This window comes from Candidatus Vondammii sp. HM_W22, assembly GCF_022530855.2.
Lineage (GTDB): Bacteria > Pseudomonadota > Gammaproteobacteria > Chromatiales > Chromatiaceae > Vondammii.
This window is the reverse complement of record NZ_CP099567.1, coordinates 2,044,599-2,069,009: the sequence shown is the minus strand read 5'-3', so window position 1 is coordinate 2,069,009 and position 24,411 is coordinate 2,044,599. Positions and strand designations below refer to the sequence as shown.

Genomic DNA, 24,411 nt, shown 5'->3' with positions numbered 1-24,411 from the left:
TGCCATAGAGTCTGGATATTCGTGCTCATTGGCCTAGCTTTGCCCGGTGTCGGCTGGAGCAATATTTCGGTTCCAGGTGGATATCGAGCTATAGCAAAAGAGAACGGCATTCCACATACCGTCTTTTACGCCATGGCCCTTACCGAAAGCGCTATACAGCTCGATGAGAGTGATGTCTATCGACCCTGGCCGTGGACATTGAACGTGGCCGGCCGAGGGTACTTTTTTGACTCCCGGTTAGCGGCCTAGCAGGCATTGACGGGCTGGCTCCGTAAGGGCCAACGCTCGATTGATATCGGCCTGATGCAGGTTAATTGGCGCTACCACCAGGAACGGCTCGGTACGCCATGGCAGGTGCTCGATCCGTATCATAACCTGCGTGTGGGTGCTGCCATCCTGCAAGAGTGCTACAAGACCCGACAGGATTGGTGGTCCAGCGTGGGTTGTTATCATGCGCCAGCGAACTCAAACCGGGCAGACCGCTACCGTCGACGGGTGGTTTCTCATTGGCGTCGGATCATAAGTGAAGGGTAGGGGGGATGAATAACAATGAAAATGATGAACGCTGTGAAAGTCGGGTTAAAAGCGACTGGGGTTGCCATCGGTTTGATACCCACATTGGCTGGAGCTGCACTGACGGTCATTTATGACAGTGGAGATACCCGGCCGATCGGGCCCTTTCTTGATGCTTCCGAATCTACCGAGACCACACCATTCCAGAGTCGGGTTATCGAGAGTCCGCAGCTTGGTGCTGCGGATCCCGACTCCTTGTTGCCGATTCGTTCCCCTGGTATGACGCCGGGCCCGGTCCAGCCAAGAAACCACGATCGACCCTTTACGCGTCCGTTTTTCCTGATCGGCTCAGATGCCTTGTCCCGGAAATGGCTGTTGCAACACCAAAACCGGCTCAAGGAGATCGGTGCTGTAGGCATGCTGGTGCAGGCAGACACACGGGATGATCTGTGAACCATCGCTGGACTGGCAGCTAGATTATCCATCATGCCGGCTTCGGCGACTGATATCGCGAAAGCCTTGGGGATCTCGCACTATCCCATATTGATTACCTCCCACGGCATTGAGCAGTGAGCCGGCATCCTATCGAGGCCCTGCTACGCCCGCCGGTTGAACTCTGGTCCATGTGGGTGGCTTTTGCCGCCGCTGCAATCGCTGTGTTGGCACCTTGGGCTTTGATGATGCCACCGGGTGTGGCCTATGGTGCAGGGACTGCGCTGATGATACTCGGGCTGATCCGAGGACGGCAGGCTTGGCAGGTCATTCGCTATCAACGCAATATGCGCAAACTCCCCACTTACCGGTTGCGGGCAATCCAAATACCTCTCAGTCGGCATAAGCTCTTTCTGGGCAAGGGCTTTCGCTGGACTCAGAAACATACTCAACGGTTGCGAGATACGATTCGCCCAGAGGTCCAGCACTATGTGCAGCCAGGACGGTTGTATCAATGGGCGCGTCAGAAGGAGGTGGCCTGGGAGTCGATTCCGGTACTGAATGGGTTGGTCCACTTTTTACGAATGAGGGCGTGGTGGAACCCCTTGGCGCCATTGCCAGCTGTCGGCGGCAAGCCGGCCCTGCATGCTGTGGAACCCGAGGAGCAGGCGGTCTGGATGGATATCAATGAGCGGGTAGGCCATACCCTGGTGCTGGGCACCACGCGCGTCGGCAAAACGCGCTTGGCCGAGATTCTCATCACACAGGACATTCGACGTGGGGATGTGGTGATCGTGTTCGATCCCAAGGGAGATGCAGGACTGCTGAAACGGATATATACGGAGGCAAAGCGATCGGGGCGGGCCAAGGATTTTTATCTATTTCACCTCGGGTATCCCGAGGTATCCGCCCGCTACAATGCCATCGGCAATTTTTCCCGCATTACCGAGGTGGCGACCCGTATCGCCAACCAGCTTCCAGTGAGGGGAATTCAGCTGCATTCAAGGAGTTTGCCTGGCGATTCGTCAATATAATCGCCCGGGCCTTGGTGGCACTCAAGCGACGGTCTGACTATCAGCAGGTCCGGCGTTACATCAATGACATCGAACCCCTGTTCATGGAGTACGCGAGATACGATCTGAGTCAACAGGGTGCCGAAAACTGGGAGGAGCAGGTCAGCGAGCTTGCTGGGACTATCAAGGAACGCAATCTGCCGATGGCACTGCGTGGTCGAAACACCGATGCCATTGCGCTTATGCGTCATTTGCAGGCCCAGGATCTCTACGATCTCGTACTCGATGGTCTGGTGTCGGCCTTTAAATACGATAAAACTTACTTCGACAAGATCGTCAGCTCCGTCGGGCCCCTGATGGAGAAACTCACCACTGGCAACATCGCTGAACTCATCTCACCGAACTATCTGGATGAGAAAGATACGCGGCCCATTTTCGAGTGGATGGATGTGATCAGCCGGAAGGGGATTGTCTATGTAGGACTGGATGCCCTGACGGATACCACCGTAGCCAGTGCGGTGGGCAATTCCATGTTCGCCGATCTGGTATCGGTGGCGGGTCATATCTACAAACATGGCGTATCGGGTGAATCCACTGGAAAGCCTCCAACGATCTCCATGCACGCCGATGAATTCAACGAACTGATCGGTGACGAGTTCATTCCACTGTTGAACAAGGCGGGTGGCGCCGGGTTTCAGGTAACCGCCTACACCCAGACCCAGTCGGATGTGGAGGCACGGATCGGCAACCGGGCCAAGGCCGGACAGGTCGCGGGTAACTTCAACACGATGATCATGCTTCGGGTTAAGGAGCTGGCCACGGCGGAGATGCTCACGGAGCAATTACCGAAGGTTGAGGTCTTTACCTTGATGAGTGTTTCCAGGGTGGATGATTCGTCGGATCCGGGGTCTGGCGTCGATTTCAAATCCCGTAACGAGGATCGAATCAGTGTCTCCGAGGTACCGTTGCTCACACCTGCGGAACTGGTGACCCTGCCAAAGGGACAGGCCTTCGCACTGCTGGAGGGTGGCCAGCTCTGGAAACTGCGAATGCCCCTTCCGATCGAGGATGAGGCTATGCCGGAAAGCCTGGCGGAAATGGCTAGCGAGATGGAGCGCACCTACATCACCAACGATCACTGGTATCGGGTCCAGGAGCCCTGGTGGACAGCCGTAGCGGATGTTGATCCCTTTATCGGCCAGGAGGAGTGTGCCGATGGCTGAAACCGTTGCCGATCCACGCCGCAGGGTTGTTCAGGAAGGGCTGATCTCGAAAAGCCTGACGGGTGCGGCGAAGGTCATCCAGTGGCGGCTGCTCTCACTCTTGTTTTCGATTATCATCGAATGGGCCGGCATGGTGCTCTGGTGGCCGGATGAGGGCCTTGAACACAGCCGTGAGATGCTCTCGAAGGAGATTAGTTATCTTGATACCGATTTTCGGTACAGCATCGTGACCTCTGATCCTGCGAAGTTTGCCAAACGGATAGCCGACGGCACCTATCATTACCTGTTCGAGGTAACACGATTCGTCGACCTCATACGCTAGGTCTCGCCCCAACCAGCGTCAAATGAAAAGGGGCTCAGGCCAATCCTGCACAAGATTTACCGACCGATTACAGAGTTTGTAATTGCGACCATGCAGGTCACCCAGGTATTTTCTGTTCGCCTGGCGATTCTGATTTTGGCGATGCCCGTCTTCCTGTTATTCAGCCTAGTAGCATTAGTCGACGGTCTGGTACAAAGGGATCTGCGTCGATGGGGTGGGGGCCGTAAGAGTTCGTTCGTCTACCATTACGCAAAGAAGGCAGCTTTCCCACTGGTCATATTGACCTGGGTGACCTATCTCGCTTTGCCGTTCAGCCTACATCCTACATTTGTAGTGTTATCCTTTGCGATGCTGTTTGCACTGACAGTGGCTGTCACGGCGAGTACGTTCAAGAAATATCTATGATCCATTTTGATTCTGGTTCAATGTCAGTACAATTCATTATTAATCAATAATGATAAATAATTTTGACTCTCATAATATTCCAAGTAATACATCAACACTGATTAAACCTAAGGAAATAGATGAAGGGGACAAGTTTTTACGATTAAGCGGTCTGTTCCTGTAAGTACCACTTATCCTTCTCAAGGTAGCCAATAGCTCCCCGAGAAAGAGTAAAGAAAAATCCTGTCAGGGTGAACTACTTCAGGACTAAAATTAATCAGGAGTATCAGGCAGGAAACATCCAAAAGCAGCCATCTAAAAGAAACTCACTCCTATTCAATAAGATATTTGATATGCTTCATATAGTTACGATCTGTCATTGCTTATAAGAACAGCACCATATCAAGCAAATACGTTCCACATGACCTTCCCCCCATCTTAATACCAAGACTTGGATGAGATAATTCATTCTAAGCGGCCCTATTTACAAAGGCCACAGGTGACAAATAATTTAATGCGCTATGAGGCCGCACGTGATTGTAGTGCTCTCGCCATTGATCAATTTCATGTCTAGCGTCATCAATGGACCTGAACCAATGCTGATTTAAACATTCATTTCTGAATTTACCGTTTAAGCTTTCTACAAACGCATTCTGAGTAGGCTTGCCTGGCTGAATAAAACCTAGCTTAACGCCACTTTCTTTTTGCCAGTAGAACATCGCCTTGCTAGTAAACTCAGTACCGTTGTCGCAGATTATTTGATCCGGAGCGCTCCTTAGCTTAATCACCTGAGTTAAAAACGAGCGACCTGGTGACCATTGATCGAGAAGTCAGAGAGCTGGCCAATAACTTCTCTTGAGTAATCATCAATCACATTAAATACTCGAAAGCGGCGACCATTAGCCAACTGATCACTGACAAAATCCATTGACCAGCGTATATTTTTACCAATGGGCATAATCGTTGGCATTCTTGGTCGTATTATCTTCTTGCGTTTTTTAGTCCTCACTTGAAGACCTTCTTCGTTATAGACTCGGTAGGTCCGCTTCTTGTTTTTCACAAGCCCCTCTCCTCTCAGGAGGCCATGTAAAAACAAATAACCATAACTCGGATGCTTTTTTGCCAGCTCAAGTAACCGTTTGCGTAGAGGCTCATCTTTTCCCCATTGAGTGACGTACCGAAAAGCGGTTCTACTTAAGCCTATTAAGCTTGTTGTTTTCGCTTTCAAGCTCTTTGAGCCGTTTGGCTTCTGAGACATCCATCCCGGCGTGCTTGCTTCGCCAGTTATAAAAGCACCCGGTTGAAATGCCGAACTGACGACAAATGTCATCAACTTTTACCCCTGACTCATGCTGCTTGATGGCACCAATAATTTGCTCTTCTCTGTAACGCTTCTTCTTCATGTTGAGATCTCCTAATATACAAACTAATTGGAAATCTCATCCTTGTCATGGCTCTATTTCTGGGGGAAAGGTCACTTCATTGTCTGCACTATGACTGCTATATCTATCATGACCACCATGGGCTGTGTGCACCGCAGCCGTAGCGCATCATAAGAAAGAACAGGCCGCCGATCATAAGAAATGAGAATAAGCCTTCCATTGTTACCTCCCGGCCGGCATGGCGCCGGCGCCAACACGTTTATTTCTGCACCTCATTTCCCGGTTCTTCCGGTACCTGCCGTCGTAAAGAATGCCTTATATTGCTTCCGGGGCGGGAAAAAGACCGGTACGCTACGCATATATTTACCGTAACGTTCACCAAACTGTTTCAACGTGTGACGTTCCTCAGAGCGTGCCAGGTGTGCATAGGCATACAGCAGCATCGGCGCCATCAACACCGTCAGCAGTGTTGGCCATTGCACCAGGAAACCGGCAATGACCAGGAACAGACCGGTGTACTGTGGATGCCGGACAAAAGCATAGAGGCCATCCGTAACCATGCGTCTGGATGCGCTGTGCACTTGCCGCCCCCCCCTGGAAAGCAAGATATAACCCACCAGCATCAACGCCAGACTGGCGCCCATCACCAGTGCCCAGGCCATGTTAGAACCACCGAAGAGAATGATCCACAGGTGCCCGAATTTGTGGTTGAAAGGTTGCAGGACAGGGTAATTAGTCGACCCTGAAATATTCATTCCAGGCACTTAATAATACTGTTGTTTCTGTTTTGTAAACAGGAACAACAGTATGGACATGATATTTTTCAGCACAAAAAGAACCTCCCTCATCCATTTTCTGAAGTTGAAGGCAGCCGCCGCCATAAGCAAGTTAATCTGATCCCCGGCAAAGCCTTTAAGAAAGTTCCTTTTTAGCCTGTGGTCACTCTTTAAGTGACCACAGGCTCGATGCCAGCTCGTCTTCTGAAACGTTTTCTGGCTAATGCCATGGCTTCTTCTGAGGTATTCTTACTAGCAGGCTTTGGCGTTACTATCTGGGTGTCATTAACCCTTGATTTGCCCCGATAACCTCGATCAGCAATACCCACTTTGGGTACTCGATTGATGAGACGTTTCACCTGTGCCAAGACCTCAGGTACGGTGTGACCATCAAATACATTCTTCTCAAAAGCCAGGGCACCAATCACAATGCCCGCGTCCCTTGTGGTGGTGATTGATGCCTTGGTGCCAAACTCATAACGCTGCTGGGTCTTGCCTTTGCTCATACAGTAAATATGAGGTTCATGTAGGCTGTACAACTTATTTTTATCAGCACGCTTCTGATTCAGCATGCGCTGGTACAGGGCGAACTTTTCTGCATAGAATTTCTGTTGTTCTGCGGTCATCTTACGCTGTATTTCACGCAGTAATCGGCCGCTGATGGTCTTTAATCGCTTGACGGCCTTACGTGCCTTTTTACGATTCCTCGGATGTGTGGCAAATCGGGTGGGGAGCTTGAGAATTTTTACTTCCTTCTCATGGCTTCGACTGAGCACGATACCTTCTGCTCGGGCCATTTTGAGTAACTGCCCGTGTATCTTTCGGTACTGCTTTGCATCAGTTGGAAAGGTAATGTTTTTCTCTTGTACGGTAGTGTCGATACACATTTTATCTTCGATCGCCTTTTCTTGATGTAAGGCGATAGAGGCAGCCAGGACCTTTTCAAAACCTTCGTTGCCAATACGCTTTCTGAAGTAAGTCAGGTCGGAGGGGTCACAAGGAAGTTGCCATTGGAATTCGATCTCACCCGTAAAACTCTGGTAATAGGGATTTTGTATCCAGCGTTGAATCAGAACCTCGTCACTGAGGTCTTCCAGATGCTTGAGTATCGAGAGGCCCACCATTAGGCGGATGGATTTTGAGGGCTTTCCAAGATGAGAATAAAGCGGGGCAAATTCAGCATCAAAATATGACCAGTCTATCTGTCTGGCCAATAGCAAAAGTGGATGCTTGGGGATCAGCTGATCCAGTAAGTTCTGGTGCAGGAAATTTTGCTGGTTGGGATTGTCTGTCTTGGCGTTGCTCAATTATCCACCTCTGTTTCGTCCAGTTTTTCTCTGCTTTTACCCCTTTCTCGGACGTTTATTTTATCAAATTTAGACGCTTATTTTATATAAATCATTGCGTTATGAATATTTCAGGGTCGACGAATTTAGTGTCTTTCCCTGCGACTTTAACGAGCATAGTAAATCGCGAGTGACGCTCTACTAACGTAGCTATATGAGTATTGGAAGAACCTGAGATCAAATCGCCTTCCCAGTAGCCAGGGACGGCCCGGTCTTCAATTTCAGGTGGGCGATTATGGAAATACCATCAATAATGCCACTTCTGGGTAGCCCTTTAATATTACTATGCCTGGACTGCCGAAAGACTCTTCGCGTTCTAAGATGTCTTTGAAGCTCTTTTTTCAATACGCAACGAGACTGAATGAATAGGCTTTTGTAGATGGTTTCGTGTGACACACGTAACTTCTCTCATTCTCTGGATAATTTCGCTTTAGCCAGCTAGATATCTGCTCAGGAGGCCACTCTTGAAAGCTTATCGGCTACGATTTTACGAAGATTATCTCACTGGGCAAGTCTACACAGCTTTAGCCTACGAGCACGATCCCAAGCTTTACTATCAGCAATATTTGCACGATAGCGGTTCATTCCCCCCCATTGCGCTGAATTTCCCTGCTTATGGTTGAGGGTGAGCGATCAAGGTCTCTTGCTATCTGACGCAAAGACAAGCCCACGGAAAGCCCTCTGGATATTTCTTCACGTTCTTCCAGGCTGAGAGCATTTCGAGCTCGTTTCCGAACTGAAGGGCAATACCCTCCAAATAGTCTTAGCACACCAAAAATTGATGCAGGCTGTTTTTCGAGGGCACGGCCTATATCACTAAGTGATTCTCCCTTCCGCCAACGTGACCATAGTTCTTGTTTTTGATCATCTGTGAGTCCAGATCTGCCAAGTCTTGCCATCACATAATCCCCATAAATTGATCATTGAGTATAATGTGTTGCACCGACCCCTTGAATCTACAAGGGTAACTCTTGTAAACTCGTTTTTGATTCATATACGCTCCAATAATCAACGGTATTGTCTTTTATTCAAGTGTCCAGATCAATTAAATCAGAATAGTTCAAGGTGTTGGTCCTACAGCATTTGTTCAATCTGTCCGGTGATCAAGCAGAGTTCCAAATTCGGGATCGCTATAGCTTTTGTCGTTTTCTTGTGCTGAGCCCGGAGGGTAAGGTACCCGATGCCAGAATGGTTTGGGTATATCGTGAGCGCCTGAAAGAACGGGGCCTTGTTGACAAACTTTTTCAGAGCTGTTGATCCAGATTGATGCAGCAGGCTTCAGTGCTCGCAAGGGATAGATTGCAGATGCAGCTATCGTCCCAGTACCCAGGCAACGTAATACGCGAGAGGAAAATAGGCAAATCAAAGATGGGGGCAGCCCTGAGCATGAGGTGATAACAAACGCCGCCAGAAGGATGTTGCAGCCCACTGGACCATGAAGCATGGCAAAACCCACTATGGGTACAAAAAACACATCAGCATAGACCGGAAGCACAAGGCCATTCGCAAGTACGCCATCACATCGGCTGAAGTTCATGATAGTCAGGTCTTTGAGGAGCTGCTGGATGAGAACAACAGTAATAGAAGTGTCTGGGCCGATTCTGCTTACCACAGTGTAGAACGGGAAGTCGCTTTACCGGGTGCGCATTACTGCAGTCAGATTCATCGACAAGTCGACACGCAAACGCCCCTTGAATGAACGGGAGCAATGAGGCAAACCGAAAACGATCAAGATTTCGGGCTCGAGTTGAGCACGTGTTTGCCCGGCAGGCCAATCGACTTGGTGCGTAGCATCGGGCAAGGCGGGCCCGGTGTGAAGATTGGTATGATGAATTTGGTGTGCAAAATGCGTCGATTGGTGTGGCTGGCCAGATGAAGCGAGGTATGGGTGTGGATGTTGCCAGAAAAATGAGCGTGAAGATGCCGGACTCCCCCAGATTTGCTAGAGACTATTGGCCTTTGTTGGTTTTTTTTAGAGGTTTCCTTGGTGCGCCCTAACATACTGGCAGTTTTGCTTTTTCACCGGTAGTTTCCCGGACCAGCTTGGGAACCAAGTATCCAGGAAGTTGCTCCCGCAGTGTTCGGTGCAACTCTTTTGCATGGTCCTCTGGTACTTCAAAATGTGTTGCTCCCTCTACCCGGTCGAGTAGATGAAGGTAATAGGGGAGAATGCTGTTCGCAAACAGTGCTTCACTGAGCTCACTGAGCTGCTTGTTTGAGTCATTTACCCCGCGTAGCAGTACCGATTGGTTGAGCAGGGTGGCACCGGCTTCTCTGAGTGGTACTAAAGCTGATCCGAGTGCATCAGAGATCTCTGATGAATGGTTGATGTGCAGCACTAATACGGGAGTCAGGCGGCTGCCAGTGAACCACTTCAATAGCTTCGGTGTCAAGCGTTCGGGCACGGCGACAGGGAGTCTGCTGTGTATCCTGACTCTTGTCAGGTGTGGAATCTCTTCAAGCGCTTGGATCAGCCCCGCCAGCCGGGTATCGGAAAGCGCAAGAGGGTCGCCGCCACTTAGAATGATCTCTGTCACCTCCTTATGAGCGGCGATATACGCCAGTGCGTGCTGCCATTGGTCACGACCTGCTGATGAGCTGCTATACGGGTAGTGTCGGCGAAAGCAGTAGCGGCAGTTGGTGCCGCAGGCGCCGCTGGTAACCAGCAACAGGCGACCGTGATATTTATGCAGCATGCCTGGTGTCTGTTCCGTGGCAAGATCTCCTACCGGATCCCGATTGAATGCCGGGTGACGGGCAAGCTCGGCGCCAATCGGTAGCAATTGCCTGAGAATAGGATCGTCAGGGTTGCCTTTCTCGATTAATGCGGCAAATGCTCTGGGTACTTTCAGGCCAAACTGGCGGGCGGCCATCCGGGCTTCGGGGAGCAGTTTTTTATCGAGTTCCAGATATTCGATGAACTCATCGACCTGGGTGAAGGCATTGGCCAGTGATATTTGCCAGGGAGGAGTCTGCCATACAGACTCTGTTCGATGTATCATATGCGTTTTCCAGTTGGTTGTGTCGTGAGGAAGTGATGGCAAATTATAATACCAGTGAATTCAAGGGCGGCCTGAAGATGATGCTTGATGGGGACCCCTGTTCCATCATTGAGAATGAATTTGTCAAACCGGGTAAAGGCCAGGCATTCAGCCGGGTGAAGCTGCGAAATCTGAAAACCGGGCGGGTGCTGGAAAAAACCTTTAAATCCGGTGAGTCTGTTGAGGCTGCCGATGTCATGGAGTTGGAACTGGAGTATCTATATACCGACGGTGAGTTCTGGTATTTCATGGATTCCGACAGTTTTGAGCAATACTCCGCGGATGCGGCGGCACTGGGTGATAATGTCAAATGGCTCAAAGGGCAGGCTCCCTATACGGTGGTTCTGTGGAACGGTGCACCTATTATCGTCGAACCACCCAATTTCGTCACCCTGACAGTGAGCGAAACCGATCCGGGGCTTAAGGGCGATACCTCTGGTGGTGGCGGCAAGCCTGCCACGCTGGTGAGTGGGGCCGTTGTGCGCGTTCCCCTGTTTATTCAGGAGGGTGAGACTATCAAGGTTGACACCCGTACTGGGGAGTATATCTCCAGAGCCAAAGAAGGCTAAATTCTGAAGCAGGTCAATAACGAACCTTGCTGGCGGCCATCGGCATCCCTGGAGGCGATTAAGGCACGGGGGGCATTGCTGGCTGCCGTCAGAGACTATTTCAGACAGGCAAGTGTGCTGGAGGTTGAGACGCCGGCCTGCTCTGCCTTTGCGGTTACTGATCCTGCGCTCTGCAGCCTGACTACCCATTATACCGGCCCAGGCGCGGCATCCGGCAGGGAACTCTATCTGCACACCTCGCCTGAATTTCCGATGAAGCGGCTTCTGGCCGCCGGTTCCGGTCCTATTTACCAAATCTGTAAGGTCTTCCGCAATGGTGAGGCGGGTAGAATCCATAATCCCGAATTCACGCTATTGGAGTGGTACCGCCCTGGATTCAACCAGCACCAGTTGATGGACGAGGTGGCGGGTCTGATTCAAGCGGTTTTGCCCCATCCCGGCCCAGTTCATCGGGTCAGTTATGCTGAGCTGTTTCAATCACATCTGGGGATAGATTCACACACCAGTTCAGCAGACCTGCTTCGTCTCTGCGCCATTGAGCAGCAGATACCCGGAGCTGATTCCCTGGCGCTTTCTACGACGGATGCCTGGCTAGACCTGTTGCTGACCCACTGTATTGAGCCCCGATTGGAACAGGGTCTCTGTTTTGTCTATGATTATCCGGTTACCCAGGCTTCTCTGGCAAAAATTCGCCCGGGAGATCTAGCGGTGGCAGAGCGTTTCGAACTCTATATGGATGGCTTGGAGATTGCCAATGGCTTTCATGAGTTGGCTGATGCAGTTGAGCAGCGTTCCCGGTTTGAGCAGGAGTTGCTGCAGCGCCGGGATGAAGGTTGCCCCCAGGTCCCCATGGATGAGTATCTGCTCCAGGCCCTTGATGCAGGATTGCCTGACTGTTCCGGTGTTGCCTTGGGGATTGACCGCTTGCTAATGCAGGCTATGGGAGTAGACAATATTGATCAGGTTATTGCCTTCCCATTTGCGAGGGCCTAAGTATCAGGTGCTTGTTTCACTGCTTGGCTGACTAGCGATCTCTTCCCCCATGCGGACTTTTACCCCAGGCCTTAATCGCTCATTCCACTCGATAACCTGTTTGCCGAAAAGCAGGATAACCGTCGATCCCATGTTGAACCTGCCCAGTTCATCACCTTTGTTCAGAGTGACAGGTTCTGTCGGCTTGTCTGGGTAGTTCCACTGGGTAATCCGTTGGGATGACGGTGTAATGGTGCCTGCCCAGACGGTATCCATGCTGGAGACGAAGATAGCCCCAACCAGGATGACGGCTACCGGCCCCATCTCTGTATCAAACAGATTGATTATCCGTTCGTTGCGGCTGAACAGGCGAGGTACGGTTCGTGTGGTGGAGGGGCTGACGCTGAACAGCCTGCCAGGCACATGGAGCATTGTTCTCAGTTTGCCGTTCACCGGCATGTGGATTCGATGATAGTCCCTGGGTGATAAATAGAGTGTGGCAAAACTACCATCTTCGAATTTTTTGGCCCACTCCTCATCGTCGGCGAGCAGCTCGGTGAGCGAATAGTCCTGCCCTTTAGCTTGGAAGATGCGTCCGTTGCTGATCTCTCCTGCTTGGCTGACAGCACCGTCCACCGGGCAGAGTACGGTCTCTATCTCCATCGAGAGTGGTCTTACTTCGGGACGTAATTGCCGGGTGAAGAAAGCGTTGAAACTTTTGTATTGCGATGGGTCGGACTCAACCGCCAGCCCCATCTCTACATCATAGAGTTTGATCATTGTATGGATCAGTGCGTCTTTCAACAGTGGCCACTCGCTGCGTGTGATCCAATAGACCAGTCTGGAGAGTAGATGGTGGGGCAGAACGTAGAGAAGCAGAGCAAATAGACGATCGATGATGCCTGGGTGCCCATCGACGCTGTTGTTATAAGAGTTCATTGGCTATCTGTATCCGCGAGTTGCTTGATATCCTAGGTGATACTACTGGCATCTACCCGTCCAGTAAACAGGCCCTGTAATTCACTTTGGTGATTGATCAGGGCAATACTGCTGCTGTGTACGATGGAGTAACCACCCTCTTTCTTCTCGTCCCGTTGATATTTTATCCCCAGTTGATGAGCAATATTTCTGATCTGTTGATCATCTCCTGTGAGCACCTGAAAATCTGCACTGTAGCGTCCGATAAATGGTTTCAATGTTTCAGGCGTGTCATGCTCAGGATCACACTGTGATAGAAATGATCTTTGTCTTCTGTTGTAGCCGGGGCTTGTCAGCCAGCCGATTGATAATTCGTGTTGCAAGGGCCAACTGGGCCGGAGTTGTCTCCTTCAGTGCAACGGCGAACACGAAGAGCTTTCGGCAAGGTGACCAGGTTTTGGTTTTTTGACGCATGGGGCGTCATATTTAGCCACTTTACAGGCAATGAAAAAGGGGCGTAGAGATCATCTCTACGCCCCTTATTGATATTTTATCGGACAGCTACCGGGTAATCAGTCGTCGCTTTTGATGACCATCACTGAGCAGGTTGCGTGTCCAACCACTTTGGCGGCGCAAGAGCCAAGAAACACCTGCCCCAGGCTCTGGGCATGTGACGGGATAACAATCAGATCAGTGCCTATCTTTTTTGCTTGTTTCAGAATACGTTCAGACGGGTTTCCCTCGGATATCAGAGGGTGGGTCGTGATATCTTTTGGGAAGTTGGCGGCAATGTATCTTTTCAGTTCCTTTGCCACCTGTTTCATTGCATCCTTCATCGCCGCGTCTGGAAAAAATGAAGCAACCATGGGCATGCCGAATCCAGGGATAACGGTCATCACGTCGATCTTCGCATTGTATCTCCTTGCTTCGTCAATAGCAATTTTTACTGCCTTGATAGCAAGGTGAGTCTCCTGCAGATCTATGGGCATCAATATTTTCTTGAACATGACCGTATCCTTATCTTTAATGGGTCAAGAGAACCGGGACCAACTCCGGATTCTCCTGGTATTGTTATCAGGCAGCCGTTGTCTCTGTTTTCTTGTGGCGTCTTCGCTGTGTCATCGCAACAAGTGCGAGCAGCAATAGGGCCGGTATGAACATCAGATGTTTTGGTGGGCGGTTGGCCGCGACCTGAAGATTGGTGATCTCCCAATCGAAATCGAGCCCTGCCGCTTGTGCCGCACTGCCGAACATGACGTTGTCAGCCAGCACTTTATCGCCATCGACCCGGACCTCCAGACCCGCGCTGGCCAAGCGCTCCTCTCCTGTGCCGGCTGCACCAAGGGGTAAAAGAATGGCATGCTCGACAAATTTGCCATCGATATTTTCACCGGCAACCATCATTTGTAAATTGCTTTCCACTGGAAGCTGCTCGGCTATTTTAGTGATTTGTACCGCGGGAACTATATCTACCGGTTCGTATACCATATCCCACCAGAACCCAGGGCGGAACAGGGTAAAGGTGATCAACAGTAGGGCTGCCGACTCCCTCAGGCGGCTCTTGGTGAGCCAATAGCCTTGGGTGGCTGCGGCGAACAGCAGCATGCCTGCCGTGGCGCTGGCGATGACAATCAACAGTTCAAATATGCTCCCAATGCCGATCAGCAGCAGCTGGTTGTTAAATATAAACATAAAAGGCAGAATGCCGGTCCGGATATCATACATAAACCCTTGAATACCGGTTTTGATCGGGTCACTCTTGGCGATGGCGGCGGCGGCAAACGCCGCCAGCCCCACGGGCGGTGTGTCATCCGCGAGAATGCCGAAATAGAAGACAAACATATGTACTACAACCAGTGGTACGATCATGCCGTTGCTGGCAGCCAGTGAGATCACAACCGGCGCCATCAGGCTGGAGACTACGATGTAGTTTGCTGTGGTGGGTAGCCCCATGCCGAGAATGATACAGATCATGGCAGTGAAAATCAGTGCAAGAATCAGACTGCCGCCGGAGATCAGTTCAACAAACTCGACCATCACCTGGCCTATGCCGGTGAGGGTGATGGTTCCGACCACGATGCCTGCCGCAGCGGTTGCGATGCCGATGCCGATCATATTTCTTGCACCTGTCACGAGGCCATCTATGCAGTCGTTAACACCGCGTTTTAATGGTGCTTCGGCATCCAGCTTACGGAATTTTGCATGCAGAGGACGCTGAGTCAGTACGATGAAGATCATGAACAGGGTGGCCCAGAATGCTGAAAGGCCGGGTGAGAAGCGCTCCACCACCAGACACCACATCAAAACCACGATAGGGAGCAGGAAGTAGAGGCCAACTTTTACCGTAGGGCCAATCTCGGGGAGCTCGATTACCTCGGAATTGGGGTCATCCATCTCCAGTTCAGGATAGCGTGCGGAGTATTTTAGCAATCCGAGATAGGCGGCCAGAACAAAGACGCCGACGATATAGATAGCGAAGTCTCCGGTATAGGTCTTGATCCATCCGATGCCGTAGAAAACAGCCAATCCTATGGCACAGGTACCGGCGACAATGGCGGAGAAGGTCATCAGCTTTTGTGCCAATGTGGTGTGGACGCGTTTTGGCAGGCCCTTCATGTTCATCTTGAGTGCTTCGAGATGGACGATATAGAACAGGGCAATATAGGAGATGATGGCAGGCAGAATGGCATGTTTGATCACCTCAATGTAGGTGATACCCACATACTCGATCATCAGGAAGGCCGCTGCACCCATCACCGGGGGAGTCAGTTGTCCATTGGTCGAGCCGGCCACTTCCACTGCACCGGCCTTGGTGCCAGGGAATCCCACCCGCTTCATCAGGGGGATAGTGAAGGTGCCGGTGGTGGCCACGTTAGCGATGGATGAGCCTGATATCAAACCGGTGGTGGCGGATGCGACCACGGCTGCTTTCGCCGGTCCGCCTTTCATGTGACCGAGGAGGGCAAATGCCATTTTGATGAAGTAGTTGCCGGCACCCGCTTTTTCCAGCATGGCACCAAACAGTACGAAGAGAAATACAAAGCTACTGGAGACACCCAGGGCGACACCGAAGACACCCTCAGTGGTTAGCCATTGATGGGACATTACCTTTGAAAGGCTCTGGCCCTTATGGGCGATTACATCCGGCATATATGGGCCACCGAATGCATAAGTCAAAAAGACAATGGCCACGATCACCAATGGTGGCCCCAAGGCTCTTCGTGTGGCCTCCAGAAGCAGCAGCATTCCGATGACACCAACGATCAGGTCGGCCGTGATTGGGGCACCTGAGCGATCTGCTAGTGAGTCATAAAAGATAAACAGATAGGCTGCGCTCGCGGCACCCAGAATAGCAAATACCCAATCTTGAAACGGGATCACTTCCCGGGGGGATTGTTTGAATGCAGGGAAGGCAGTGAAGGCTAGGAAGAAGGCAAATACCAAGTGAATAACTCGCACTTCTGTATCGTTAAAAACGCCGATGGCGAAGGCAAAAGGGAGTGGGGAGGCAACCCAGAGTTGAAACAAGGACCATGCCAGTGCCACACCAAAGAGTAGCTTTCCGGCAGAACCCACAGGATGGCGGGCGCCATTGTCGGTCTGTGCGACCATCTCCTGTAGTTCTTGATCAGTGATGGTTTCTCGATTGCTATTTACTTCTCTCATTATTCTCCCCGGATAGAGTTTGAGGTTCATACGGCAGGCTGTTCGGAACAGCTTCCAGGCAGGATGGCGGGAAAACTGACATCCTGTCTGGAAGTGGCTTCATCTACTCGGCCGGGTGATATCAGTCTTATGTGGCTGTTTTTTTATCCCTGACTGATAACAAAACGGGCGGCCTGATTAGGCCGGCCCGTTTGGCAGTTACTGATTACATCAGCCCCGCTTCTTTGTAATAGAGTATCGCACCACTGTGGAGTGGTGCAGAGAGGCCATCTTTTACCATTTGCTCTTTTACCAAGTGAGCAAATGCGGGATGCAGTTTACGGAAGAGGTCGAAGTTCTCGAATACGGCTTCGACTACATGATAAACCGTGTCATTAGGTGTATTGGTGGAGGAGACAAAGGTCGCGCCCACACCAAAAGTTTGTGTGTCATTCGGATTGCCACGGTACATGCCGCCTGGAATGGTAGCAGTACGGTAGTAATCATTATCGGCAATCAGCTTGTCGATAACCGGACCGGTAACAGAGACCAGAACGGTGTCACAAGTGGTGGTTGCTTCTTTGATGGAACCGGAGGGGTGCCCAACAGTGTAGATCATGGCGTCAATTTTATTGTCGCAGAGCGCTTTTGACTGTTCAGCCGCTTTTAGCTCGGAAGCCAGGGTGAAATCGGATTTCTTCCAGCCCAAGGCATCCATCACGACTTCCATGGTGCTGCGCTGGCCGGAGCCCGGGTTGCCTATGTTGACACGTTTGCCTTTCAGATCGGCAAAGGTTTTGATGCCGGCATCTGCGCGGGCGACGACGGTGAAGGGCTCTGGATGTACTGAGAAGACAGCGCGGAGCTCTCTGTTTGCGCCCATACTCTTGAATTTGCTGGTGCCGTTATAGGCATGGAACTGCCAGTCAGACTGGGCTATGCCCATATCCAGCTCGTCTGCACGGATGGTGTTCAGATTATAGATAGAACCGCCGGTAGATTCTACGGAGCAGTGAATGCCATGCCGTTTACGCCCTTTGTTGACTAAACGGCATATGGCCGCGCCAGTCGGGTAATAAACGCCGGTAACACCGCCGGTCCCGATGGTGATGAATAAGTCTGCGTTATCTGCGTTAGCAGTGGTTGCAGCCAAAGAAACACCAGCTACCATGAGGGCAGTGGCGATTGTACGCTTGCTAAACATTAGCGATTCTCCAGTATTGTTGTGGTTGATAATAGTCGGTCAAGATGACCTGATAATCGGTTAGTCATAAGTACCCCGGTATCCAGAAGGTTGGTTATGCCTAACACGGAAATCCTTTTCTTTTTGCGCTGCACGTGAATTAGCGAATGGTTAATGTATAGGGAACCTCTAAAAACCTGACAAAGGCCAACAGTCTCTAGCAAATCCGGAGAGCCCGGCACCTTCACGCCCATTTTCCTGGTAACATCCATATCCATGTCTCGCTTTATCCGGCTAGCCACACCAATCGACGCATGTTGTACACCAAATTCATCATACCCATCTTCACGCCGACATGAGACTTGCCCGATGCTACGCACTAGTCGATTGGCCTGCTGGGCAAACACGTGCTCAACTCGAGCCCGAACTCTTGATCGTTTTCGGTTTGCCTCTTGCTTCCGTTCATTCAAGGGGCGTTTGCGTGTCGACTTGCGGTGAATCTGACTGTGGTAATGCGCACCCCGGTAAAGCGGCTTCCCGTTCTACACTGCAGTAAGCAGAATCGGCCCAGACACTGCCATTATTGTTGTTCTCATCCAGCAGTTCCTCAAAGACCTGACTATCATGGACTTCAGCTGATGTGATGGCGTACTTGCGAATGACCTTGTGCTTCCGGTCTATGCTGATGTGGTTTTTGTACCCATAGTGGGTTTTGCCATGCTTCATGGTCCAGTGGGCTTCAACATTCTTCTGGCGGCGTTTGTTATCACCCCATGTCTCAGGGTTGTCTCCGGCTTTGATCTGCCTATTTTCCTCTCGTGTATTACGTTGCTTGGGTACTGGTGGAGCGATAGCGGCATCTACAATCTGCCCCTTGCGAACACTGAAGCCTGCTGCATCAATTTGGATCAACAGCTCTGAAAAGAGTTTACCAACAAGGCCCCGTTCTTTCAGGCGCTCACGATATACCCGAACTGTTTTAGCATCGGGTACCTTACCCTCCGGGCTCAACCCAAGAAAATGACAAAAGCTATAAGGATCCCGCATTTGGAACTCTGTTTGATCACCGGACAGATTAAACAAATGCTGTAGGACCAACACTTTGAACATCCGCACCGCATCGATAAGGTGGACGCCCACCTTTACTGGGATCACTGTTTTTATAAACGGGGCCCAACAATACCCGAAAACCTCCCAGTCTACGGTCCTTTCCAGCTTTGGCAGCGAGTCTCCCAGCTGCTCAAGGACGTCAAGTCGGTCTTGATGATCAAAAAAACTCGGTTGCATGGCTTTTATCAATGGTTGTTGGTTGAATTGGTTATTATCGCTGATTTGGGAAGGTTTTTAGAGGTTCCTTAACCATTCAGCTTGATGATAGCCCTATGGAATAGTCATTTCACAGTCAAGTTATAAGCCTTATTTTGATCTGAAGTCGGTATGGTCAGGTGGAGCTTTTTCCCCATTTTCAAGCCAAGCACAAAGGTGCTCAACGGCAACCACGACTCTGTTGCAGTGACCCGAAACAAAGTCTTCTGACAGCTCTTTCTCTAAGGGGACTGCCTCGGCACTCACCAGTGCCCGTGCTCCGTCAAAATCGACAAAGGCTATTCTTGCCGTCAACTCTTCAGCTGGACGGCCGAATTGTGAGCCTGGAAGGACTGCCACACCGGTTTCTTCGAGTAATCGGTTACACAGTTCTGTATCGGTTGTGATGCCTCTCTGTTCTAGTTTTTTCCGGAAATTATTAAAAGAGGCAAAGAGATAAAAACCACCTTCAGGGACCGGAACATCCACGCCTATCCTCTGAAGTCGTGCTGCGAGGCTAGTGCCAAGGGCTTTGAGTATTCGACGGCTGTTCCACAGATAGCGTTCGATCTCGATGCCTCCTTCATAAGCACGGACAGCGGCATGCTGTATCGGGGCACTGGTAGAGGTGAATGTCTCACTGGCCACAACTGAGACGGCATCCAGCAGCCAGTATAGGTTATTGGGAAAGGTAAAGGTCCCCAGCCGCCAACCGCCAGCGCCGCACCATTTACTCAGGCCGGCACTGATAATCGTGCCTTCGGGGTAGTAGCGGGCAATGGACTGATGTTTGCCATTGAATTGAGTTTCACCGTAAATTTCATCTGACAGCAGGATGATTTTATAGCGTCGGGCTACTTTGGCCAGCTCCTGTAATTCTGCATTGCCGTAGGTGGTGCCACTGGGATTGTTCGGGTAATTCAGAATTAGAATGCGGGGTCTAGTGGGGTCTTTATGGCAGAGTTCCCCCAGTCCTTCAGGCGTGATTCTCCAGCCATCTTCGAATTTCGTCGGCACCCAGCGAATATGCCGACCGATAATCGTGGCCTGGGGCGCATAGGAGACCCAGCTTGGGGTTGGAATGACAAGGTCGCCATAGTAGACCAGCTGTATCAGGAACATCAGCTCTTTGGAGCCGGGGCCGATAAGCACATCCTCCCGAGCGTACTCGATGCCCTCCTGGCGTCGGTGATAGCGGGCCACGGCCTCCCTCAGTGCGGGGAGTCCTTTTACCGGGAGATACTCCCTCTGATAAGCATTTGCTCTAAGCTCCTCGATTACCGGTTCGGCAACCGGGAAAGGGGGTTGCCCCAAGCCAAGTCGATAGACATCCCGTCCCTCCTTACGCAGTTGGGCGCAGCGTTCACTAATCGCCAAGGTGGCAGACTGTTCTAGACCGCGTACATTGAGATTTAGATGAACATCGGGATATTGTTCGGCATTCAGTGCCATGAGAATGGGTTCCAGATCAGGTTGACACATTAAATCCTCTGGGATCAGGTATACGCGAACACTACCCCGAAAAACACTGAAAATAACTAGGGGGAAATTTCCGAGCAAAACCTGCACGTAAAAATCATTGGCCAAGTATTATTATTGCGACGCATTTTATTTAAAATGCTGGCGCTGCCACCATGTGGCCTGTGCCGGCGATGGCTGAACGGCAAACTGGTTCGCCGACCATTCCAGCGCCCGTTCAAGTGACACTCCTAACCTTGATGCACGGAGGTAACTATAGACTAAATTTCAGAGTATGGAAGGCTTTTGTCCCGGTTAATTTTAATTTTTTTTCCCGGACGGGACGGACTAAATTCGGGATTGGTTGGCCAGTATTTTGCAGCGAGCAGTTAAGCGAGGACTGGCACGTAGCCCAATATGCATTGGCGTTAAGTAAGACGGTCTTCAAGAAACGCCATGATTATGTAACGGTCTTATCAGACCAGGATGTAGTGTTTCTGGTTTAATTGATCTGGACACTTGAATAAAAGACAATACCGTTGGTTATTGGAGCGGATATGAATCAAAAACGAGTTTACATAGAGTTACCCTCAAGCCTTTAAAGAAGAAGCGGTTGGATTGGTGACAGATCAAGGTTATTCGGTCGCTGAGGCGGCTAAATCACTGGGTATTCGAGCAAATCAACTCTATGATTGTAAAACTAAAGATTGAAGCCTCAAAACAAGACGGTGCGTTATCAGCCGATGAGCGGACGGAGCTTCACCGATTACGCAGAGAGAATAAGCACCTACGTCATCGAAAAGGACATATTAAAAAAGGCTTCAGCCTTGTTCGCCAAAGAAATGAAATAAAGCATCAGTTTATTCAGTGTCACTCAGCCCAGTTGCCGGTTAACCGCTTATGCCAAATGGTTGGATTGAGTCGATCAAGCTACTACGCGTGGGTTAAGCGGCCTGCCCTGTTAATCAGCGCTGAAGAGTTACAGCTTTATCGCCGAGCTAAAGCCTTGTTTGCAGCAAGCCGCCAAAGTCTGGGCTCCAGAGAGCTAATGAAAAAACTGCGCGAAGAAGGCTTCTCTATTGGCCGCTATCGAACGAAAACTGTGATGCGTAAGCTAGGGGGCTGCGCGTCACACAGCGTACCGCCTATAGAGTCACGACAAACCGTCAGCATAGCGATGCAGTAGCAGATAACTTGTTGAATCAGAACTTTAATCCGGTCGCTGCCAATGATGTTTTGGCCGGTGATATTACCTACTTAAGAACAGGAGAAGGGTGGATGTATTTAGCCATTGTCATGGATTTATATTCACGGCGTATTGTTGGCTGGTCCATAGATAAACGCATGACGACTAATCTGGTGAAGAAAGCGTTGATAAAAGCCGTTAACCTACGCCAACCTAACAAGGGTTTAGTGTTTCACCGTGATCGCGGGTCACAGTACACGAGCAAGTCGCACCGACATTTATTAGAAAATCATGGCCTACGCTCGTCGATGGGAGACGTAGGTGCTTGTTGGGACAATGTGGTGGTTGAACGTTTTTTTAGCAGCCTGAAGCATGACTGGATTTTAAAAGTGTCTCAACCTACACGAGAGCACATGAAGTACGATGTCGCGGATTACATCCGCTACTACAACAAAGATCGGTTACACACTGCCAATGGTAGTTTGTCACCGATTAACTATGAACTGTCTCAATTGAATGTGTCCGGTTCGACTTGACCAGAGCACAGGAACAACAGTATGGACATGATATTTTTCAGCACAAAAAGAACCTCCCTCATCCATTTTCTGAAGTTGAAGGTAGCCCCCGCCATAAGCAAGTTAATCTGACTCCCCGGCAAAGCCTTTAAGAAAGTTCCTTTTTAGCCTGTGGTCACTCTTTAAGTGACCACAGGCTCAATGCCAGCTCGTCTTCTGAAACGTTTTCTGGCTAATGCCATGGCTTCTCCTGAGGTATTCTTCCTAGCAGGCTTTGGCGTTACTATCTGGGTGTCATTAACCTTTGATTTGCCCCGATAACCTCGATCAGCAATACCCACTTTGGGTACTCGATTGATGAGACGTTTCACCTGTGCCAAGACCTCAGGTACGGTGTGACCATCAAATACATTCTTCTCAAAAGCCAGGGCACCAATCACAATGCCCGCGTCCCTTGTGGTGGTGATTGATGCCTTGGTGCCAAACTCATAACGCTGCTGGGCCTTGCCTTTGCTCATACAGTAAACATGAGGTTCATGTAGGCTACAACTTGTTTTTATCAGCACGCTTCTGATTCAGCATGCGCTGGTACAGGGCGAACTTTTCTGCATAGAATTTCTGTTGTTCTGCGGTCATCTTACGCTGTATTTCACGCAGTAATCGGCCGCTGATGGTCTTTAATCGCTTGACGGCCTTACGTGCCTTTTTACGATTCCTCGGATGTGTGGCAAATCGGGTGGGGAGCTTGAGAATTTTTACTTCCTTCTCATGGCTTCGACTGAGCACGATACCTTCTGCTCGGGCCATCTTGAGTAACTGCCCGTGTATCTTTCGGTACTGCTTTGCATCAGTTGGAAAGGTAATGTTTTTCTCTTGTACGGTAGTGTCGATACACATTTCATCTTCGATCGCCTTTTCTTGATGTAAGGCGATAGAGGCAGCCAGGACCTTTTCAAAACCTTCTTTGCCAATACGCTTTCTGAAGTAAGTCAGGTCGGAGGGGTCACAAGGAAGTTGCCATTGGAATTCGATCTCACCCGTAAAACTCTGGTAGTAGGGATTTTGTATCCAGCGTTGAATCAGAACCTCGTCACTGAGGTCTTCCAGATGCTTGAGTATCGAGAGACCCACCATTAGGCGGATGGGTTTTGAGGGCTTTCCAAGATGAGAATAAAGCGGGGCAAATTCAGCATCAAAATATGACCAGTCTATCTGTCTGGCCAGTAGCAAAAGTGGATGCTTGGGGTTCAGCTGATCCAGTAAGTTCTGGTGCAGGAAACTTTGCTGGTTGGGATTGGCTGTCTTGGGTTTGCTGAATTATCCACCTCTATTTCGTCCAGTTTTTCTCTGCTTTTACCCCTTTCACGGACGTTTATTTTATCAAATTTAGACGCTTATTTTACATAAATCATTACGTTATGAATATTTCAGGGTCGACTAACTAGCTGAGGTTCAAAGCTGCCCGCTCTATCTCGCGGGGTATCTAGTTCAAACTGGCCATCTTCCGTTTGCAAGGTCTTGCTGGTCGTGCCGTTGCGGCTATTACTCGCTTCGGATTGTTGATGCTTGGCAAAGCCAAGATGATCAGCCAGTTCAGCATTGAGTGCTGTCTCGACTGTGGTCCTGGTCAGCATTTGCCGAAACTCGTTGTGATCTTCTTCAGTTTTGATGTTTTTAGCGGCCGCCTGGGCTATCGCCTGGAGCTCTTTCTTGTCGATCATCTGCCTATTCTCTCCCTTGTTTGGGTTTAATGATAGACAGTTACACAGAATTCAGGATAGTCTCCGGTTTTCCGAATGACAACAGCCTGCTCAAATTATTATACCTTGGCATTCAGAACGCCAGTAAGAAATGGACGATGCCCATTCACAACTGGAACCTGATCTTGTCTCAACTGGCTGTCTTCTTCGAAGGCAGGCTTGATCGCGCACTTGATCTGTGATGGTATGGATTGAGTGCTTTTACGTTGACACAAAATTCTGAACAGTCTCTAAAAAGCATCTACCGATTTGTCGCTCAGTTTAGCAGCAACCAGTACACGGCTCTTTCTTTCTATATGGGTGACGATGCCACATGAGCCCCCTCAGCACTATCACCTTTCCAGTGGCCAAAGCGACAACGGTTGCCAATACTTAAAGGACGATCATGAATGCTGACATATCTGGTCCCGTATTGCTGCTGTCTTCGAACGCTTTTTGTGCCGCTTTAGTGGAGAACCGCCTTGAGCA

Annotated in this window: 15 protein-coding genes and 10 pseudogenes; 10 read left to right on the top strand and 15 right to left on the bottom strand. The window is 50.2% G+C overall.

Going from position 1 to position 24,411, the window contains the following annotated elements:
* Nucleotides 1-255 precede the first annotated feature (255 nt).
* The 4 genes and pseudogenes from MN084_RS11440 to MN084_RS11425 all read left to right on the top strand — a co-directional run bounded on the left by MN084_RS11440 (nt 256) and on the right by MN084_RS11425 (nt 3,908).
* Complete coding sequence (locus MN084_RS11440; RefSeq protein WP_241086325.1) at nt 256-534, top strand: transglycosylase SLT domain-containing protein; 279 nt, start codon at nt 256-258, stop codon at nt 532-534.
* Nucleotides 535-549: 15 nt separating this feature from the next.
* A pseudogene (locus MN084_RS11435) lies at nt 550-1,086 on the top strand (PFL_4695 family integrating conjugative element protein).
* Nucleotides 1,083-3,181: pseudogene (gene traD / locus MN084_RS11430) on the top strand (type IV conjugative transfer system coupling protein TraD). Before MN084_RS11435 ends, traD begins: the two co-directional pseudogenes overlap by 4 nt.
* A pseudogene (locus MN084_RS11425) lies at nt 3,138-3,908 on the top strand (TIGR03747 family integrating conjugative element membrane protein). Before traD ends, MN084_RS11425 begins: the two co-directional pseudogenes overlap by 44 nt.
* Nucleotides 3,909-4,357: 449 nt before the next feature.
* On the opposite strand, the pseudogene MN084_RS11420 reads toward MN084_RS11425, so the two are convergent.
* The 4 genes and pseudogenes from MN084_RS11420 to MN084_RS19750 all read right to left on the bottom strand — a co-directional run.
* A pseudogene (locus MN084_RS11420) lies at nt 4,358-5,290 on the bottom strand (IS3 family transposase).
* A 251-nt stretch (nt 5,291-5,541) separates the two neighbouring features.
* On the bottom strand, nt 5,542-6,024 hold the full coding sequence (locus MN084_RS11415) for a methyltransferase family protein (RefSeq protein ID WP_330178039.1): 483 nt from the start codon (nt 6,022-6,024) through the stop codon (nt 5,542-5,544).
* A 9-nt stretch (nt 6,025-6,033) separates the two neighbouring features.
* Nucleotides 6,034-7,352, bottom strand: a pseudogene (locus MN084_RS11410) (IS5 family transposase).
* 118 nt (nt 7,353-7,470) lie between these two features.
* A pseudogene (locus MN084_RS19750) lies at nt 7,471-8,290 on the bottom strand (IS30 family transposase); the annotation flags it as partial.
* A gap of 166 nt (nt 8,291-8,456) precedes the next feature.
* Between MN084_RS19750 and MN084_RS11395 the strand changes: the two are divergent.
* On the top strand, nt 8,457-8,648 hold the full coding sequence (locus MN084_RS11395) for a transposase (RefSeq protein WP_241086329.1): 192 nt from the start codon (nt 8,457-8,459) through the stop codon (nt 8,646-8,648).
* A gap of 178 nt (nt 8,649-8,826) precedes the next feature.
* On the top strand, nt 8,827-9,090 hold the full coding sequence (locus tag MN084_RS11390) for a transposase (RefSeq protein ID WP_241086330.1): 264 nt from the start codon (nt 8,827-8,829) through the stop codon (nt 9,088-9,090).
* 295 nt (nt 9,091-9,385) lie between these two features.
* Here MN084_RS11390 and epmB read toward each other — a convergent pair whose 3' ends face one another.
* Entirely contained in the window at nt 9,386-10,393 is a 1,008-nt protein-coding gene (gene epmB / locus MN084_RS11385) for an EF-P beta-lysylation protein EpmB (protein ID WP_241086331.1), read from the bottom strand.
* A gap of 35 nt (nt 10,394-10,428) precedes the next feature.
* Between epmB and efp the strand changes: the two genes are divergently transcribed.
* Both efp and epmA read left to right on the top strand, forming a co-directional pair.
* On the top strand, nt 10,429-11,001 hold the full coding sequence (gene efp, locus MN084_RS11380; protein WP_241086332.1) for an elongation factor P: 573 nt from the start codon (nt 10,429-10,431) through the stop codon (nt 10,999-11,001).
* 75 nt (nt 11,002-11,076) lie between these two features.
* The gene (epmA, locus tag MN084_RS11375) at nt 11,077-11,994 is read left to right on the top strand and encodes an EF-P lysine aminoacylase EpmA (protein WP_241086333.1); all 918 of its coding nucleotides are present in this window, start codon (nt 11,077-11,079) and stop codon (nt 11,992-11,994) included.
* A gap of 3 nt (nt 11,995-11,997) precedes the next feature.
* On the opposite strand, the gene asd is transcribed toward epmA, so the two are convergent.
* From asd to MN084_RS11340, 8 genes are all read right to left on the bottom strand, one after another.
* A complete protein-coding gene (gene asd, locus MN084_RS11370) occupies nt 11,998-12,912 on the bottom strand; it encodes an archaetidylserine decarboxylase (protein ID WP_277400309.1) in 915 nt (304 codons plus the stop codon).
* Nucleotides 12,913-12,944: 32 nt separating this feature from the next.
* On the bottom strand, nt 12,945-13,274 hold the full coding sequence (locus MN084_RS11365; RefSeq protein ID WP_277400310.1) for an SCO family protein: 330 nt from the start codon (nt 13,272-13,274) through the stop codon (nt 12,945-12,947).
* A 189-nt stretch (nt 13,275-13,463) separates the two neighbouring features.
* The gene (locus MN084_RS11360; RefSeq protein ID WP_241086335.1) at nt 13,464-13,898 is read right to left on the bottom strand and encodes a universal stress protein; all 435 of its coding nucleotides are present in this window, start codon (nt 13,896-13,898) and stop codon (nt 13,464-13,466) included.
* Nucleotides 13,899-13,965: 67 nt separating this feature from the next.
* A complete protein-coding gene (locus MN084_RS11355; protein WP_241086336.1) occupies nt 13,966-16,557 on the bottom strand; it encodes a TRAP transporter permease in 2,592 nt (863 codons plus the stop codon).
* Nucleotides 16,558-16,762: 205 nt separating this feature from the next.
* Nucleotides 16,763-17,707, bottom strand: coding sequence for a TAXI family TRAP transporter solute-binding subunit (locus tag MN084_RS11350; protein ID WP_241086579.1), 945 nt, complete (start codon nt 17,705-17,707; stop codon nt 16,763-16,765).
* A 32-nt stretch (nt 17,708-17,739) separates the two neighbouring features.
* On the bottom strand, nt 17,740-18,189 hold the full coding sequence (locus tag MN084_RS19745; RefSeq protein WP_445083826.1) for a hypothetical protein: 450 nt from the start codon (nt 18,187-18,189) through the stop codon (nt 17,740-17,742).
* Complete coding sequence (locus MN084_RS11345) at nt 18,182-19,006, bottom strand: IS5 family transposase (protein ID WP_445083825.1); 825 nt, start codon at nt 19,004-19,006, stop codon at nt 18,182-18,184. Before MN084_RS11345 ends, MN084_RS19745 begins: the two co-directional genes overlap by 8 nt.
* Before the next feature lie 129 nt (nt 19,007-19,135).
* On the bottom strand, nt 19,136-20,506 hold the full coding sequence (locus MN084_RS11340; protein ID WP_241086337.1) for a pyridoxal phosphate-dependent aminotransferase: 1,371 nt from the start codon (nt 20,504-20,506) through the stop codon (nt 19,136-19,138).
* A gap of 594 nt (nt 20,507-21,100) precedes the next feature.
* Here MN084_RS11340 and MN084_RS11335 point away from each other — a divergent pair.
* Nucleotides 21,101-22,204 (top strand): annotated as a pseudogene (locus tag MN084_RS11335) (IS3 family transposase).
* On the opposite strand, the pseudogene MN084_RS19740 reads toward MN084_RS11335, so the two are convergent.
* Both MN084_RS19740 and MN084_RS11320 read right to left on the bottom strand, forming a co-directional pair.
* Nucleotides 22,177-23,458, bottom strand: a pseudogene (locus tag MN084_RS19740) (IS5 family transposase). The pseudogenes MN084_RS11335 and MN084_RS19740 sit on opposite strands and share 28 nt — an antisense overlap.
* 158 nt (nt 23,459-23,616) lie before the next feature.
* A pseudogene (locus MN084_RS11320) lies at nt 23,617-23,901 on the bottom strand (transposase); the annotation flags it as partial.
* A 71-nt stretch (nt 23,902-23,972) separates the two neighbouring features.
* On the opposite strand from MN084_RS11320, the pseudogene MN084_RS11315 reads away from it, so the two are divergent.
* Nucleotides 23,973-24,125 (top strand): annotated as a pseudogene (locus MN084_RS11315) (IS256 family transposase); the annotation flags it as partial.
* Nucleotides 24,126-24,411 lie beyond the last annotated feature (286 nt).